Here is an 18,412-nt window from a genome sequence, read left to right on the forward strand (position 1 = left end):
GCTTCTCCATGATAAGCGGGTGTGATAACTATCTTACTGATTTTATTATGCTATCTGGAAACATTTCTGTTCCTCAATTATTTACTCATCATTTCCTCTTTAACAGTGGCGCAAAACCGTGAACCTGCTCTAAAACGGCGGTGGAAGACTTTGCTATTTTTAGGGTTAATTTATTGTGAATGAAATGTGTCATGCTTTCATTTGAAGGTTTTATGGGCGTTACCCCGGAGGTGTTTATGGATTATTCATTCGCGTCATCGGTATTACCTGTTGATTATAAAAAGAATATTGTCGAGATGAAGCGGGCGCTGCGCACCCAAATAGGAGATGTGGAGGCCCTGTTTGAACAGGTATGCGCTGTCGTTGAAAGGGAGATTGCCGATGCCCGGGCTCAGGAAGCGGAAACCGGCAGCGCCTGGCCTGAGATCGAGCAACAGCAGCTTATGGAAGGCGGTATCACTGAACAGCAGAAAGCGTTAATCCAGCGGCGCGGCTGTGTGGTGGTTCGCCAGACATTTCCCCGGGAGCAGGCGCGGGCGTTAGACAAGGCCATGATGGACTATCTGGACGATAACCATTTCGATCGGCAGTACCGGGGGCCGGGGGATGATTTTTTTGGCTCACTGGCGGCATCCAGACCGGAGATCTTCCCCATTTACTGGTCCCCCTCGCAGATGCTGGCGCGTCAGAGCCCGGCCATTGCCCGGGTACAGTCTTCCCTTAACCGTCTCTGGACTTTCGAATCACCGCAGGGGCGCTGGTTTGACCCGGATAATAATATTATTTATCCGGATCGGATTCGCAGGCGACCGCCGGGTACCTGTTCGCAGGGGCTGGGAGCGCATACCGATTCCGGAGCGCTGGAGCGCTGGCTGTCGCCCGCATATCAGAAGGTGTTTGCCCGTATCTTTGACGGTCGGCTGGCGGAGTACGATCCCTGGAATGCCGCATGGCGACCGCAGGCGGATGAATATCAGATGGAGAATACCACCACCTGTTCGGCGTTTCGTACCTTCCAGGGCTGGACGGCGCTGTCGGATATGGAAACAGGGCAGGGGTTGCTGCACGTGGTTCCCACACCGCTGGCGATGGCGTATATCCTGCTGCGTCCGCTATTGAGCGATGTACCGGAAGATGAACTGTGCGGCGTGGCGCCGGGCAAAGTGCTGCCGGTGTCGGCACAGTGGCATCCGCACCTGATTAACGGGCTGTGTTCGATCCCTTCCCTGCAGGCCGGGGATTCGGTGTGGTGGCACTGCGATCTGATACACGCGGTAGCGCCAGTGGAAAATCAGCGGGGGTGGGGTAATGTGATGTATATTCCCGTGGCGCCCATGTGCGAGAAAAACGGGCAATATGCGCAACGGGTACGGGAAGCTTTTGAACGCGGCGCTTCACCTGCGGATTTTCCATCTGAGGATTATGAAATAACGTGGGAAGGGCGCTTTACCGCCGGGAAAATTAATGAAATCGGGAGTCGGGGATTAGGCATGTAATGAACCCCGGTATGGCGGATGCCTGTTATTCATACAGGCGTCTGCTGTGGTGAAAAAGGACCAGGATTTTTCTGTATAATCTTTTTGTTTATAACATGGTCTCTGATAAGTGTTTATGGAAGAGGTCAGGAGAGATGTGTGAGTTAAATCCTGTAACTTATTTATAGTTTAGGTTTTTTCTGGTTTTGGTGTTTGGTTGAGTGTGAGTTTTTTATGTAACTTAATCTAATAACTTTTTAGTGGAAACTATTTGATATGAAAAAGACGCAATGATGTTCACATCAATTTGATGTGGAGAAAAATCTTATTTTTATCGTTGTTCTTAAGTAACGAACGGCAGCATAGTGACCTGGTGTTATTTTCATTTTTTTAGACTTATGGCAGTCCATGCAATAAATTATCGGTGTAATACTTGACCGCTCCTTCCGGGAGAGTTAAAACGTTTCCTGTAAAAATGACACTACATCTTTTTTCATCAAATTTTTCTACAAGGAAGCAGAAAAATGGGGCAGCCCTGCACACTTGTGCGAAAATATAGCGCCGCTATTTATATCCTGATGGCATTTCAGGTAGCGGCCGCGCCGGACGAGCGTATATTTAACCAACAGCAGCAACATCAACGCACTCAGCGCGACGTTGTGGAAGAACAACTCGCGCCCCGGGCGCCGGATATTCATTTGCAGCAGACATTGCCGGATGTCGATGGCCCTTTCCCCGAAGAATCTCCCTGTTTTACGTTAAAGCGCATTAGCCTGACAGGCGGCGAGGCTTTTCCCCACTGGCTACCGCTCCAGCGCATTGCCGATGGCGGCGTAGGACGCTGCCTGGGGGTTAACGGCATCAACCAGCTAATGGGCCGTATTCAGAACCGTCTGATCGAGCACGGTTGGGTAACTTCGCGAGTGCTGGCGCCGCAGCAGGATCTGCGTAGCGGCGAGTTGAAACTGACTCTGGTGCCCGGGCGAATTCGCCATGTCCGCTATGCCGATGGTTCCGACGCCCGCGCCCTGTTGTACAGCGCGATGCCGGCTCGGGAGGGGAAATTACTGGATCTGCGCGACATTGAGCAGGGGCTGGAAAATATGCAGCGCCTGCCGGTGGTAGAGGCCAGTATGGAGATTGTGCCGGGCGATAAACCAGGCGAAAGCGATGTCGTTATCTCCCGTCGTCAGCAACGGCTCTGGCACGTCAATGCCTGGCTTGATGATTCCGGAACCGAAAGCACCGGGCGCTATCAGGGCGGAATGATGCTGGCGCTGGATAATCCTCTGGCGCTTAGCGATCTGCTGTATGTATCCGCGACCCATGATTTGGGCTTTAAGGGCGAAAAACAGACCAAAAGCCTGAGCGGCCACTATTCGGTGCCTTTTGGATACTGGCTGTTTGATATTAACGCCGGTAAATCGGACTACGTTCAGACCGTGGCCGGGCAGGCCGGTGATATTCGCTATTCTGGTAAAAGCGAAAACCTGAACGCCGGGTTGAGCCGGGTGATTCAGCGTGGGAGCGCCAGTAAAACCACCCTGCGCTATGGCGTGCTGTGGCGTGAAACCCGCAACTTTATCAATGATACCGAAGTGGAAGTGCAACGTCGGCGCACCAGCGCCTGGCAACTGGGGCTTAATCACCGTCACTACATCGGCAACGCCACATTGGATGGCGGCGTCACTTTTCAGCGCGGCGTGCGCTGGTTTGGCGCCATGCCTGCTTATGAAGAGCTGAGAGAAGGCGATGGCTACGCGACTGACCGGGCCAAAATTTTGACCTGGAGTGCGGCGCTTAACTGGCCGTTTGCCATTGGCGAACAGCGTTTTCGTTGGCAGCTCAACTGGCTACGTCAGACCTCTACCACGCCGCTTACGCCTCAGGATCAGATATCTATTGGTAACCGCTGGACGGTACGCGGATTTGACGGAGAGCGCACCCTGAGCGCCAGCCATGGCTGGTATCTGCAAAATACTCTAATCTTTCAGACGCCAGTGCCGCAGCAGGAGTTCTATCTGGGCGCCGACTACGGAGAAGTGGGCGGCAGCAGCGATGGTTATGGCCTGATTGGCCGCCATCTGGCCGGCGCTGTCGCTGGGGTGCGCGGCAATATCGCGCCGCTAAGCGCCGGCTATGACCTGTTTGCCGGAATACCGCTGTCCAAACCTTCCGGTTTTGAAACCGATCCGGTGACGCTCGGCTTTAGCCTGAGCTGGCAATACTAGTTTCTTGCTCCTTTCAGGGAGAGACAGGGAGTCTGTATGAATAAGTTATGTTATCGCATCGTCTTTAACCGGGCGCGCCGGATGCTGGTGGTGGTTTCTGAACTGGCCAGAGCTCACGGCGGTGCCTGTGGTGGCGGGTCAGGCCGTCGGGGGGGCAGTCTGTGCGCCAGAATTACGCCGCTTAGTTTCGCATTGTGGCTGGCTTCCGGGCTGGTAGGCGGCGCGCAGGCGGCAGGTATCGTTGCCGATAAAGGCGCGGCAGGGCATCAGCAACCGACCGTCGTTAACGCCGCCAACGGATTGCCGCAGGTTAATATTCAGACACCGAACGACAAAGGTCTCTCCCATAACAAGTTCAGCCAGTTTGATGTCGACAAACGCGGGGCCATTCTGAATAACAGCAGCGTCAACACAAAGACCCAGCTTGCAGGCATAGTGGCGGCTAACCCCTGGTTAGCCAAAGGCGAGGCGAAAGTCATTCTGAATGAAGTCAACAGCCGCAACCCCAGCCAGTTAAATGGTTTTGTGGAAGTCGCCGGAAAAAAGGCCGATGTGATTATCGCGAACCCGGCGGGTATTACCTGTAGCGGGTGCGGTTTTATCAACGCGAATCGTTCCACTCTGACCACCGGCGCCAGCCGCATTGAAAACGGCCAGCTAAAGGGCTTTGACGTTGACGGCGGACAGATTCGCGTAGAAGGCGGCGGTATGAACGATCAGAGTGACTACACGCAGCTGATCGCCCGTTCTGTGACCGTGAACGCCCGGTTGCAGGCCAATAATTTACAGGTGACTACCGGGCGGAATCAGACCGATGTTCAGGGCAATGTTACCCGGGTGAAAGCGGATGACGGCCGGGATAAACCCGCTTTTGCGCTGGATGTGGCGGCGCTTGGCGGTATGTACGCCGGAAAAATCGCGCTGGTAGGCACCGAGCGAGGCGTCGGTGTGCGTAACGCCGGTGAAATTGGGGCTGGGGTTGGCGAATTCAGCCTGAGCGCCGATGGCCAGTTAACCAATAGCGGTCGCATCAACGGTCAGGGAACAATGGCGCTTGCCGCCACCGATATCAATAACAGCGGACAATTGCGAAGCCGGGGCGCCATGAAGCTGGACGCCAGCGGCGCGTTAACCCACAGCGGCGGCCTGCTTGCAGGCGGGGATGCGCAAATCAACGCATCACGAATAACGGCGACCCGGGAAAGCGTCACGGCGGCTGGCGTGGATGAACAGGGTAAAGCGAGTCAGGCGGGACGGCTTGCCCTGAATGCCAGCGGCCAGGTGAGCGCCAGGGGCAAACTGCTGGCCAGGGATCGCATCGACGTCGATGGCGCTCAGCTTGATTTACAGGGGGCTCAGGCTCAGGCGGGCGATATCGCCCTGAGCGCGAAACAGGGCGATATCGATACCCGAAGCGCGCAGCTGGCGGCGAGCCAGCGGCTTTCTGCCGCCAGTCGCGGAAAGCTAAATAACGACGGCGGTTCGCTTCAGGGGGAACGCCTTACGCTTTCGTCATCGGACATCAGTAACCGCCAGGGAAGCATAGCCCAGACTGGTACCACAACGCTTGCGATCGATACCGGACGTCTGGATAACGATGGCGGCTCTCTGACATCGGCCGGGGGAATGAGCCTTCGGGCCAATTCGCTCAGCAACCTTCAGGGGCAGCTTGGCGCTTTCGCCGGGGATATGCATATTGCCGCCGGGGCGCTGAATAACCGTCAGGGCAAAGTCATTTTGCAGGGCGATGGCGCGCTGGATATTAGTGCGACGACGCTTTCCGGCGATAGCGGCACCGTGGTGAGTGATGGCGCCCTGCGGATAGCGGCGCTGACGCTGACGCTTAATAATGCCTGGACTCAGGGCAAACAGGTTGAGATAACCGGGGACTCCCTGGCGCACCGGGGCGCAACGCTGCTTCAGAGTGGCAACGGCCAGGCCCGGCTGATTCTGCGCGGCGGATTGGATAATACTGACGGTAAGCTGATCTCTCAGGGAGGATTCACGCTGTCGGGAACCACGCTGAACAACCAGCAGGGCACGGTGAACAGCGCCGCCGGGCCGCTTTCACTGACCTTCAGCGATAAGGTGGATAACGCTGGCGGAGAGATCGTGGCGCGCCAGGCAACCATCCGCAGCGCGGCCTTTAACAATCGGCAGGGCCTGTTGCAGGCCCGGGATTCGCTTACGCTAACCACCGACTCACAAGGGGTGGATAACAGCGATACTCTTGAGAACGGCGGTATCCGCAGCGCGGGAGCCATCGTAATTCGCGGCGGCGCGGTGAATAACAACGCGGGCCTGATTGCGGCGGGAATCCTGGATGCCAGCGTCACCGCCTGGGATAACCAAAACGGTCAGACGGGAACCGATCGCTGGCTGCGGCTGACAAGCGCCTCGCTGGATAATCGACTGGGGTTATTCAGCGCCGGAAGCGAACGGCTGGAACTGACGATCGCAGACGCGTTGAATAATCAGCAGGGCGTACTGCAAAGCGCCAGCGCGCTGGCGGTGGACGGCGGCTCGCTGAACAACGCCGGTGGTACGCTTCTGGCTGCCGATGGCGCGGCGACGCTGCGGCTTACGGGAATGCTCGATAACCAGTCGGGCCGTATCGCCGCCCGCCAGGGTATCAGTCTGCAAAGTCGCGCTCTGGATAACCGCCAGGGTACGCTCACCACGCCCGGCGGTTCGCTAACCGTCAGCGCTACGGACGTCGTCAACAATCAGGACGGCGTGATGGAGAGCAGTCTTAACCTGGCGCTTACGGCGGAAAGCCTGGATAACAGCCGGGGACGCCTGCTGGCGGCGGGCGGCGACGCGACGCTCCAGCTCACGGGCGCGTTGAGCAACGCTTCCGGGCGGCTTACCGCCGCGAACCTCCTGACCGTTGACAGCGGTGCATTAAATAACCGGGCAGGGCTTATCAGTGGCGAGAACCTGGTCTTCAGAACGGCGGCGGTGGATAACAGCACCGGTCTGATTCAGGCGAACCGGGCGCTCGATCTGGACACCGGCGGCGGCGCGTTAGTCAACGCAGAGACCAGCAGTAGCAGCACCGGGCTGCGGGCCGGAGAAACGTTGCGGCTTCGCAGCGGCGAGGTGGATAACCACAAGGGACTTATCGCTGCCGGAAGCCTGGATGCGCGCGCTGACGGCTGGAACAATCGCCAGGGGCAGATCAACGCCCTGGATAACCTTAGTCTGGAAGGTCAGTCGCTGGATAATACCGGCGGTCAGCTTCAGGCCGCAGGCAGCATGGATGTGGAGCTTAATGGCGGTCAGTTGATTAACCAGCAGGGACTGATGCTGGCGAATAAAACCCTCAATCTGGCGAGCGGGCTGCTGAACAACCAGAGCGGCACGCTTCAGGGCAATCAGATGCTGGCGCTACGTGCGACCCAGGTCGATAACCGCAGCGGCAACCTGCTTTCCGGCGGCAGCCTGACGCTTAATGCGGCCAGTCTGGATAACCGGCTGGGGCGCCTGTTCGCACTGACCCGTGGCGAGGCGATTCTTTCCGGCAACCTCAATAATCAGCAGGGATTTATTAAGGCGAATGACGCCCTGACGCTTAACGCTGCGGCTATCGATAACCAGCAGACCCGAAGCCAGAGCAAGGGCATTGAGGCAGGCAGCCTGACCCTGAAGGCGGGGACGCTCAATAACCAGAACGGGGCGCTACGCGCCGCCATGCGGCTGGCCGCGGATATTCGGGCCGCCCTGGATAACCGAAGCGGCCTGATCTCTTCACAGCAGGGGCTGGAGGTAAAAGGGGCGCAGCTCGCGTTGCAGAACCAGGGCGGCGATCTGGTTTCTCAGGATAGCGCCGCGGTTCAGGCGGACAGCGTAACGGGCGTTGGCCATATCGCGGCGGAGCGCGCTCTGACGTTAACCACAAACCAGAGCCTGGTTCAGGATGGCAGCCTGGCGAGCAATGGCGATATCACCCTGAACGCTAAAGGCGGGCTGACCAACCGGGGGGAAATTACGGCGCTGGGGCTGCTGGCTCTGACCGCGCCGCGTCTGGAAAACACCGTCGACGGCGAAATTAACGGTAATCAGACCCGTATTCGGGTTGATGAACTGCTGAATACCGGCCTGCTGGACGGCGGCGAGAACTGGATCACCGCAGGTCAATTGCACAACACCGGCACCGGCCGTATTTATGGCGATCGCCTGCTGATTGATGCGCGTACCCTGGTGAATGATAAAGACGCAGCCAGCGGCAAAGCGGCGGTTATCGCGGGTCGCCAGCAGGTCACCCTTGCCGTGGGCACTCTGGAAAACCGTGACCGGGCGATGATATACAGCGACGGCGATATGGCGATTGGCGGCGCGCTGTCACAGGATGGCGCGCTTTCCGGGCTGGCGGCAAAAGTCCAGAACCTGAGCGCCGATATTGAAGCCATGGGGGCGCTGAGTCTGAGCGCCACGCAGATCGAAAACCGGGATATTCATCTGCTGTTAAGCGATGAACCCGTCCTTGTCTGGGTTTCCGATGAAGTGGATGAGTTCCAGTATTGCGAAGGCGACGGCGACGGCGCCTGCTTCGGCGGTGACGGTAAGCGTTACAAGCTGGGACCCTGGGAAGGGGACGTTCGCTACGCCATTAATGAGGACGGCAGTAAGAACCTGGGGGTTTTCCTGGGGAAAGAGACCAGCAAACGTATTCGCTTTTTCCTTAATGGACTGGTCAGTAAACACTACTACGAATACAAATATAAAACTTACGTCTATGAGACGCAGGTAGTCAGTCACGACGCGGCGGTACTGCGCAGCGGTAAGGGGATGACCCTTACGGGAGATACCCTGACCAATCAGGACAGTAAAATCGTGGCGGGCGGTACCCTTGCGGTTCAGGTGGCGAATCCGGACAACCAGGAAACCCAGGGCGTACGCCGCATCGAAGAGATCGGTGATGCCATCTCTTACTATAAGGGGGGCGGTGACTGGAAAACGCGCGAACGCTGGGATGTGTACGACGGTAATAACCGCCAGGAGGCGTTGGGGATGGGGCTGATGACCATCCAGCAGCAGGCCGGGCAGGGAGCGGGCCAGAGCGTGGCGGGGCGTGACCAGAACGGCGCACGGGTAGACGCCGACGCCGTAGAGAACGGCGTAGCGCCTGGCGGTCAGGCTGCCGGTAGCGGCACGGTATCGATTAATGGATCTTCCGTTAGCGGCGCCGGCGAACTTCAGGAATCGCGGCCGGGCGGCATTACCGATATTCCGATCAACCTTCCAGGTACCGACAGCGAGCTGGTGGCGCGTAGCGTGGCGCCTGATACTGAACTTCCCGACAACAGCCTGTTTGCGGTGCATCCCGGCAGCGACAGCCGCTGGCTGGTAGAGACCGACAGCCGTTTTACCGACGGCAAAAAATGGCTCAGCAGCCAGGATATCTGGGGCGATCAACTGCATAAACGACTGGGTGATGGTTACTATGAGCAGCGCCTGGTGCGCGACCAGCTGATGCAGGCGACCGGTTCGCGTTTCCTGCCGGGCATGAATGATGACAATGAACAGTACAAATGGCTGCTGAATAACGGCAAGGCCTTTGCTGAAAAGTATGGGCTGGCGCCCGGCGTGGCGCTGAGTCAGGAGCAGATGGCGCTACTGACCAGCGATATGGTTTGGATGGTGAATCAGACCGTCACCCTGCCGGATGGAAGCCAGGAGGTGGTGAGCGTCCCTCAGCTCTATGTGCGGGTTAAGGCGGGAGACTTAAGCGGCGGCGGCGCGCTGCTTTCCGGTAATCAGGTGCAGCTGGTCAGCCGCGGCGATGTCACTAACAGCGGTACCATCAGCGGACGTGAAATGACGCAGATCAGTGCCGATAACCTGACCAATCAGGGTTTTGTGCAGGGCAAGTCGGTCACGGTGCTTACCGATAACGACATTATCAACAGCGGCGGTACGCTGCTGGCCCGGGACAGCCTGACGTTGCAGGCGGGGCACGATATTATCAGCCGCACTGAAGGCGGCAGCGCCGGAACCGAAGCCTGGCTGGACCGCAGCGCCGGTATTTACGTTCAGAACGATAAAGGCGAGCTGACGCTGAAGGCGATGAATGATATCACCCTGACGGCAAGCGAGCTGATTAACCGGGGCCAGGAGAGTACGACGCAGATTATCGCCGGGCGCGATTTGAACCTGGATACCCAGCGCCTGAGCCATGCCACCGACTATACCCGCGACAGCAAGCGATACGATCGTACGCTGTCCACTCAGGAAGCGGGAAGCCGCATTGATGCGGGCGGGGTGCTTGCGATTGCCGCAGGCCGGGATATCAACGCCCGGGCGGCGGAGATAAGCGCGGGCGATGCGTTAACGGCGCAGGCCGGGCGTGATATTAATCTGACCAGCGGCGAAGCCACTTACGATCACGAGGGGCGCAGTAAATGGACCAGCTCCGGTTTCCTGTCGAAGACGAAGCATGAGCTGTACGGCAACACCTCGCAGCGCGAAGCGCAGAGCACGACGGTGAGCGGTGACAGCGTCCAGATGCAGGCCGGTCGGGATCTGACGGTGCAGGGCAGCAATGTGGTGGGCACCGGCGATGTGAGTCTGGCGGCGGGGAATAACCTGACCCTGACCACGGTGGAAGAGGCGCAGCACGACACGCTGGTGAAGCAGAAGAAAAAGTCGGGGCTGATGAGCACCGGCGGTATCGGGTTTACGGTGGGAAGCCTGAGTCAGAAGGTGAGTACCGAAAGCGACAGTAATATTCAGAAGGGCAGCACCGTTGGCAGCAGCGCCGGGAATGTGTCGCTGAGCGCCGGGAATCTGGCCTCGGTTCACGGCAGCGATGTGGTGGCGGGTCAGGATATCAGCATTACCGGTCGCGATGTGGCGATAACGGCGGCGCAGAACAGCCATACTGAGCTGACGAAGACCGAGACGAAGAGTAGCGGGTTGACGCTGGGACTTTCGGGGTCGGTGGGCAGCGCGCTGAACACGGCGACGCAGCAGGCGCGGGCGGCAGGTAAAGAGGATGATGATGGCCGGCTGGCGGCGCTGAAGGGGACTCAGGCGGCGCTGACCGGCTATCAGGCGGCACAGGCTGGCAGGCTGGCGGCGGTGTCGGACGATAAAAAGGACGGTAATACCGTCGGGGTAATGCTGAGTTACGGCAGCCAGAAATCGACGTCGGAAAGCCGGCTGGAGCAGCGTACGTCCTCCGGAAGCACCTTAACGGCGGGCCGGGATATGACCATCCGGGCTACGGGAGACGCCAGCGGTCAGGGAGGCGATCTGGTGGTGCAGGGCAGCCAGCTGACGGCGGGGCGCGATATGGCGCTTGCGGCGAACCGGGATATCAGCCTGAGTTCGGGGCAGAACAGCGACCAACTGAGCGGCAGCAATAAGAGCAGCGGCGGCAGCGTGGGTGTGGGTATCGCGGTGGGCTCGGGCAGCGCCGGTTTTACGGTGTCGGCGAGCGTAAACCAGAGTCAGGGTCGCGAGAAGGGTAACGGTCTGACGCATACGGAGACCACGGTGGACGCGGGGCGTCAGGTGAATATCAGCAGCGGGCGGGATACGCTGTTGCAGGGCGCCCAGGTGAGCGGGGAGTCGATAAAGGCGGAGGTGGGGCGCAATCTGACGATGCGTAGCGAGCAGGACAGCGACCGCTATGATATGAAGCAGAGCAGCAGCAGCGCCGGCGCGAGCGTCACCTGGGGAGAGGGGGCCAGCGGTTCGGCGAGCGTGAGCGCCAGCCGGGACAAGATGCACAGCAATTTTGATTCGGTGCAGGAGCAGACGGGACTGTTTGCGGGTAAGGGCGGCTTCGATGTGACGGTGGGCGAGCATACCCAGCTGGATGGGGCAGTGATAGCCTCGACGGCATCGCCTGAGAATAACCGTCTGGATACGGGAACGCTGGGCTGGAGCGATATCCACAATCAGGCGGACTATAAGGTGGAGCACCAGAGCGCGGGGCTTTCCACGGGCGGTAGCGTGGGAGACCAGTTTCTGGGCAATGCGGCGAGCAGCCTGCTGGTAGGGATGAACGGCGAGGGGCATGACAGCAGTACCACGCATGCCGCCGTTAGCGACGGGGCCATCACCATCCGGGATAAGGATAAGCAGGCTCAGGATGTGGCAGGGCTTTCCCGGGACACCGACCATGCGGCGAATGGTCTGAGCCCGATATTTGACAAGGAGAAGGAGCAGCAGCGGCTTCAGGAAGCGCAGCTTATCGGGGAGATAGGCCGTCAGGTGGGGGATATCGCGACAACGGAAGGGACTATCGCCGGGATGAAGGCGAAGAAAGACCCGGCAGCGCTGGCAGAGGCGAAGGCACAGCTGGAGCGTGAAGGAAAACCGTTCAGTGATAAGGATGTGGCGGAGCGGGCCTACAACAACGCCATGCAGCAGTTCGGTACCGGCAGTGCGTTGCAGCAGGGAATCCAGGCAGCGACGGCGGCGGTGCAGGGTCTGGCGGGAGGAGATTTGTCGAAGGCGCTGGCGGGGGCTTCGGCACCGTATATCGCCAATGTGATAGCGAAAACAATCCCGGAGGAAAATGGTGCCGGACGTCTGATGGCACATGCGGTGGTGGGTGCGGCGCTGGCGCTGGCGAAGGGGGATAATGCGCTGTCGGGCGCGGCAGGTGCGGCCACGGGTGAAGCGGCAGGTATGCTGGCGCTGAATATTTATGGCCGGGATGTGAAGGATCTGAGCGAAAGCGAGAAGCAGACGATCAGTACGTTAGCCACACTGGCGGCGGGTCTTGCGGGTGGGCTGGCGGGAGGCAGTACGGCAGACGCGGTGGCGGGAGCGCAGGCGGGTAAAAACTCGGCGGAGAATAACGCGATGAGCCTGCCATCAGGGATGATGAATTACGGACAGGCGGTTGCTTCCTGGAATCAGTATGCTGAAGAAAATAACTTAACCCCGGAACAGAAACAGGCAGGCCTGAATAAGCTGGCGAAGGGGGATTTGCCAGAAGGGGCAAATATCACGAAAGTTATAGTGAATGGATATAAGGATGGAGTTCTGATATCGGGAGCGGCTTATTTAGGGCCGGCAGCTTCAGTAAGTAAAGTTGTTGGTGGTGCAGTAATCGCGGAAATTGCCAATGGTACTTATCAGTGGTACGACTTGAGCAAACCAGGCAATGAAAATAAAACTTGGGATTACTGGGGAAGTGTCTCGGCGGGTATTACCGGGGCTCTGGCTCCGGGGCGTGATATCTGGCAGAACGCAGGCATTGCAGCAGGAGGGACGTTGTTTACCGATGGCCCTGATAAAGGAGCCCTGGCTGGTACTGGTGCTGGTTGGGCATTTGGTACAGTAGTTGGAGTAGTTGCACCACCTGTATTTAGCCCTGTTTTAGGTTCTGGGTCGGTTCCCGCTGGTGATATTATTGGTACCATAGGTGGTGAATTTATCAGCAATGCAGTTAAGGATGAAATAAATGGAACGAAAAAATAAAGCTACTGTAGGCTTACTGTTTCTAAGCATTGCGTATATGGTTTTCTGCTGCTTAATATTTTTCTCCTTGGCTCTGATAACTGTAAAGTTTGTTATTAGCCATGAAGTTAATATCAAACAATCAGATATTGAACATGTTTTAGTTGCCAGTGTTATTGCAGGAACAGCGGCTGCATTTAGATCGTGGCTTTTTGCCAAAATAGATGAACGCAAAGCCCGAAAAAAACCTCCCACAGATGCTAAGTGATCTTCATAAAAATCCCGCCCTTTACCGGCGGGATTTTACTTTATATACCCGTCAGTTACCGTTCTGCTTCTGTGGCCTACTGATCACCTCGATCAAATCAGTGACCTGTTGCTGCTTGCGGGCGGAGAGCTTACAGATCTTGCGCAGCGCCTGCATCAGTTCCGGTCCCTGCACAGGCTCCTGGGCGGTAAGTACTAGGCAGCCCGGTTTAAGCGCTGTGCCGGTCACAAACCCCGAGTCATCGAGCCAGCCGCCCTTCAGGGTGATGATTTGTTTGCAGTGCCAGTTTCACTGGCGGAAAATGCTTTTCGCTGAGGAGTCAGGGAGTCATATGTTCATACGGTGGAATATTCCGTTCACTTTAAGATTATTTTTTCTCTGTCAGTTCCGGCATCGGTGAACGGGTAAGGAGGCTCAAGCGCCGCCTCCTTACAACCTGGCTTTCCGGCGTGAAAATCGCCCTTCGGGTCCCCTCCGCTCATTCCCGGCAGCCGGACGGGTCGGGCGTGACGGCACGTCCGTGTGCCGCACGCCCTCAGCCCGACATCCCTGTCGGGCTGACCCTGGCAGCCAGGAACGCTCCGGCGATTTTCAGGCCGGGATGGGTGCCCGCTGTAACCTTCTGCTAGCGGCGGCGCGCTGCTTTCCGGTAATCAGGTGCAGCTGGTCAGCCGCGGCGATGTCACTAACAGCGGTACCATCAGCGGACGTGAAATGACGCAGATCAGTGCCGATAACCTGACCAATCAGGGTTTTGTGCAGGGCAAGTCGGTCACGGTGCTTACCGATAACGACATTATCAACAGCGGCGGTACGCTGCTGGCTCAGGACAGCCTGACGTTGCAGGCGGGGCACGATATTATCAGCCGCACTGAAGGCGGCAGCGCCGGAACCGAAGCCTGGCTGGACCGCAGCGCCGGTATTTACGTTCAGAACGATAAAGGCGAGCTGACGCTGAAGGCGATGAATGATATCACCCTGACGGCAAGCGAGCTGATTAACCGGGGCCAGGAGAGTACGACGCAGATTATCGCCGGGCGCGATCTGAACCTGGATACCCAGCGCCTGAGCCATGCCACCGACTATACCCGCGACAGCAAGCGATACGATCGTACGCTGTCCACTCAGGAAGCGGGAAGCCGCATTGATGCGGGCGGGGTGCTTGCGATTGCCGCAGGCCGGGATATCAACGCCCGGGCGGCGGAGATAAGCGCGGGCGATGCGTTAACGGCGCAGGCCGGGCGTGATATTAATCTGACCAGCGGCGAAGCCACTTACGATCACGAGGGGCGCAGTAAATGGACCAGCTCCGGTTTCCTGTCGAAGACGAAGCATGAGCTGTACGGCAACACCTCGCAGCGCGAAGCGCAGAGCACGACGGTGAGCGGCGACAGCGTACAGATGCAGGCCGGTCGGGATCTGACGGTGCAGGGCAGCAATGTGGTGGGCACCGGCGATGTGAGTCTGGCGGCGGGGAATAACCTGACCCTGACCACGGTGGAAGAGGCGCAGCACGACACGCTGGTGAAACAGAAGAAAAAGTCGGGGCTGATGAGCACCGGCGGTATCGGGTTTACGGTGGGAAGCCTGAGCCAGAAGGTGAGTACCGAAAGCGACAGTAATATACAGAAGGGCAGCACCGTTGGCAGCAGCGGCGGGAATGTCTCGCTGAGCGCCGGGAATCTGGCCTCAATTCACGGCAGCGATGTGGTGGCGGGTCAGGATATCAGCATTACCGGTCGCGATGTGGCGATAACGGCGGCGCAGAACAGCCATACTGAGCTGACGAAGACCGAGACGAAGAGCAGCGGGCTTCGGCTTGCGCTTTCGGGGTCGGTGGGCAGCGCGCTGAACACGGCGACGGAACAGGCCCGTTCAGCGAAGAAAGAGGACGATGGCCGGCTGGCGGCGCTGAAGGGGACTCAGGCGGCGCTGACCGGCTATCAGGCGGCACAGGCCGGCAGGCTGGCGGCGGTGTCGGACGATAAAAAGGACGGTAATACCGTCGGGGTGATGCTGAGCTACGGCAGCCAGAAATCGACGTCGGAAAGCCGGCTGGAGCAGCGTACGTCCTCCGGAAGCACCTTAACGGCGGGCCGGGATATGACCATCCGTGCCACGGGCGACGGTAACGGCCAGGGCGGCGACCTGGTGGTGCAGGGCAGCCAGCTGACGGCGGGGCGTGATATGGCGCTTGCGGCGAACCGGGATATCAGCCTGAGTTCGGGGCAGAACAGCGAACAACTGAGCGGCAGCAATAAGAGCAGCGGCGGCAGCGTGGGAGTGGGTATCGCGGTGGGCTCGGGCAGCGCCGGTTTTACGGTGTCGGCGAGCGTTAACCAGAGCAGGGGAAGCGAGAAGGGTAACGGTCTGACGCATACGGAGACCACGGTGGACGCGGGGCGTCAGGTGAGTCTCAGCAGCGGGCGGGATACGCTGTTGCAGGGCGCCCAGGTGAGCGGCGAGTCGATAAAGGCGGAGGTGGGCCGTAACCTGACGATGCGTAGCGAGCAGGACAGCGACCGCTATGATATGAAGCAGAGCAGCAGCAGCGCCGGGGCGAGCGTGACCTGGGGTGCGGGGGCCAGTGGTTCGGCGAGCGTCAGCGCCAGCCGGGACAAGATGCACAGCAATTTTGATTCGGTGCAGGAGCAGACGGGACTGTTTGCGGGTAAGGGCGGTTTCGATGTAACGGTGGGCGAACATACGCAACTGGATGGGGCTGTGATAGCCTCGACGGCAGCGCCTGAGAATAACCGTCTGGATACGGGAACGCTGGGCTGGAGCGATATCCACAATCAGGCGGACTATAAGGTGGAGCACCAGAGCGCGGGGCTTTCCACGGGCGGTAGCGTGGGAGACCAGTTTCTGGGCAATGCGGCGAGCAGTCTGCTGGTGGGGATGAACGGAGAGGGGCATGACAGTTCAACGACCCATGCGGCGGTGGAAGCGGGCACTATCACCATCCGGGATAAGGATAAGCAGGCTCAGGATGTGGCAGGGCTTTCCCGGGATACCGAACATGCGGCGAACGGTCTGAGCCCGATATTTGACAAGGAGAAGGAGCAGCAGCGGCTTCAGGAAGCGCAGCTTATCGGGGAGATAGGCCGTCAGGTGGGGGATATCGCGACAACGGAAGGGACTATCGCCGGGATGAAGGCGAAGAAAGACCCGGCAGCGCTGGCAGAGGCGAAAGCGCAACTGGAGCGTGAAGGAAAACCGTTCAGTGATAAGGATGTGGCGGAGCGGGCCTACAACAACGCCATGCAGCAGTTCGGTACCGGCAGTGCGTTGCAGCAGGGAATCCAGGCGGCGACGGCGGCGGTGCAGGGACTGGCGGGAGGCAATCTTGCTCAGGCGATAAGCGGCGCGTCGGCGCCGTACCTGGCGGAGCAGATACACAAGCTGGCACCGGATGAAGCCAGCCGGGCGATGGCGCATGCGGTGGTGGGTGCGGTGACTTCCTGGGCTGCGGGTAACAACGCGGCGGCGGGAGCCGCCGGAGCGGTGACCGGTGAAGCGATGGCGCAACTGGTGATGGCGCAGCTGTATCCGGGCAAGAAGGTCAGCGAGCTGACGGAAACGGAGAAGCAGACCATCAGTACGCTGGGTACGCTGGCGGCGGGTCTTGCCGGTGGGCTTGCCGGAAACAGTACGGCGGATGCGGTGAGTGGTGCGCAGGCCGGGAAGAATTCGGCGGATAATAACTTCCTGCATGCTGAACAGATTGACGATTTTGCGGCGAAGGCCAAAGGCTGTGAAGCGCGTGGTGATTGCAAGCAGATCGTGAAAGAAATGGAAGATCTGAGTCTGAAGCAACGTAATGAGTTAATTGCTACTTGTGCTTCAGATGCGGCGGCCTGTAAAGAGAAATACGGTGATATCCCGGCTAACAGTATGCTGGTTCATGAAGCGATCGACAGAGCGCTGGGTGAAGATATTCCGTGGGAAATGAAGAATGATTTATCCGTTCTGTTGATGCAGCAGATGGATGAATCAGGAATCGTGACCAGTACTGACTTTGCCCAACGGCTGGAAAAACAGTATGGTCTTGACAGCCAGAGAGCAGAAATTCTGGCGGGAGCGGCAATGGCCGCCGTGACCGGAGGGTTGGGTAAAGGTGGGAAACCTGCGGCTGGAACTGCGGGAAAAAATATCGTTATTGTTGATTCGGGCAAGAAAGGAGCCTGGAATAAAGCGCTGAATAAGCCGGAACCGAACACAGTTTATAAGGTTGATGGGAATAAGACTTATAACATTGATGCAGAAGGTCGGACTGGATCGGCTGAGGCTACTTTAGCCTGGACTAAGAATGACCGGAATACTTATCAGCAGTGTAAAGCGGGTAAATGTGGTAACTCCGGTGATGAAGGTGGCCATTTAATCGCTAGCATCTTTAATGGGCCTGGTGAAAAAATAAACCTTTTGCCTATGGATGGTAACCTCAATAAAAGTGCTTGGAAACAGATGGAAAATACATGGGCCAATGCTTTGAAAGATGGTAAACTGGTCAATGTGAAGATAGAGCCTTCTTATACTGGAAGTAATAAAAGACCAGACAGTTTTACTGTTACTTATCAAATAGGTAATGATAGGCCAGTGAGAGAGGTGTTCAATAATGCACCTGGAGGTAAGTAAATGACTTCCCGTGATGATGAATTGTACTCAGATATTGGGCGAATTTTATTCGAATCGGCGCCTGAAGATGCTCAAATGATATTTTTAGATGCTGAACTGTCGCCAGAAGATGATCATGCAAAGCTGTTATATGATTACATTAATAAAAAAAACGAGAAAACTTGGTTTTTACCGGGTTCTCCAGAAACGGATAGCTTACTTCTCAAAAAGTTAGTAGAGCTAAGGTGTTTTTATATAGAGCAGGGGCTTACAGGCGGGCGACCTGTATGGCATGGTTGTCTTGTTACCGTTGATCTTGAAAACATGAAGATTAATTTAGACTATCGTTATGACTGATAAAACCCCAGCCCTTGTGGCTGGGGTTTTACTTTATAAACCAG

The 18,412-nt window shown here is 57.8% G+C and carries 6 protein-coding genes and 1 pseudogene; 6 read left to right on the forward strand and 1 reads right to left on the reverse strand.

Features of this window, described 5'->3' with window-relative positions:
• Positions 1–236: 236 nt before the first annotated feature.
• From FEM41_RS11470 to FEM41_RS11485, 4 genes are all read left to right on the forward strand, one after another.
• Complete coding sequence (locus tag FEM41_RS11470; protein WP_138096099.1) at positions 237–1,496, forward strand: DUF1479 domain-containing protein; 1,260 nt, start codon at positions 237–239, stop codon at positions 1,494–1,496.
• A 503-nt stretch (positions 1,497–1,999) separates the two neighbouring features.
• The gene (locus FEM41_RS11475; RefSeq protein ID WP_138096100.1) at positions 2,000–3,706 is read left to right on the forward strand and encodes a ShlB/FhaC/HecB family hemolysin secretion/activation protein; all 1,707 of its coding nucleotides are present in this window, start codon (positions 2,000–2,002) and stop codon (positions 3,704–3,706) included.
• Between the two features lie 36 nt (positions 3,707–3,742).
• A complete protein-coding gene (locus FEM41_RS11480) occupies positions 3,743–13,147 on the forward strand; it encodes a hemagglutinin repeat-containing protein (RefSeq protein WP_138096101.1) in 9,405 nt (3,134 codons plus the stop codon).
• Positions 13,131–13,394, forward strand: coding sequence for a hypothetical protein (locus FEM41_RS11485; RefSeq protein WP_138096102.1), 264 nt, complete (start codon positions 13,131–13,133; stop codon positions 13,392–13,394). The genes FEM41_RS11480 and FEM41_RS11485 overlap by 17 nt, the downstream gene beginning before the upstream one ends.
• 51 nt (positions 13,395–13,445) lie before the next feature.
• Here the strand turns inward: FEM41_RS11485 and FEM41_RS25050 are convergent, their stop codons facing one another.
• Complete coding sequence (locus tag FEM41_RS25050) at positions 13,446–13,568, reverse strand: SymE family type I addiction module toxin (protein WP_277753001.1); 123 nt, start codon at positions 13,566–13,568, stop codon at positions 13,446–13,448.
• Positions 13,569–14,021: 453 nt separating this feature from the next.
• Here FEM41_RS25050 and FEM41_RS11495 point away from each other — a divergent pair.
• Together FEM41_RS11495 and FEM41_RS11500 are read left to right on the forward strand one after the other, a co-directional pair.
• Positions 14,022–18,032, forward strand: a pseudogene (locus FEM41_RS11495) (hemagglutinin repeat-containing protein); the annotation flags it as partial.
• Positions 18,033–18,368 (forward strand): hypothetical protein, encoded by a 336-nt coding sequence (locus FEM41_RS11500; RefSeq protein ID WP_138096104.1) that lies wholly within the window; start codon positions 18,033–18,035, stop codon positions 18,366–18,368.
• The last annotated feature ends 44 nt before the right edge of the window (positions 18,369–18,412 follow it).

It is taken from the genome of Jejubacter calystegiae (assembly GCF_005671395.1).
Lineage (GTDB): Bacteria > Pseudomonadota > Gammaproteobacteria > Enterobacterales > Enterobacteriaceae > Jejubacter > Jejubacter calystegiae.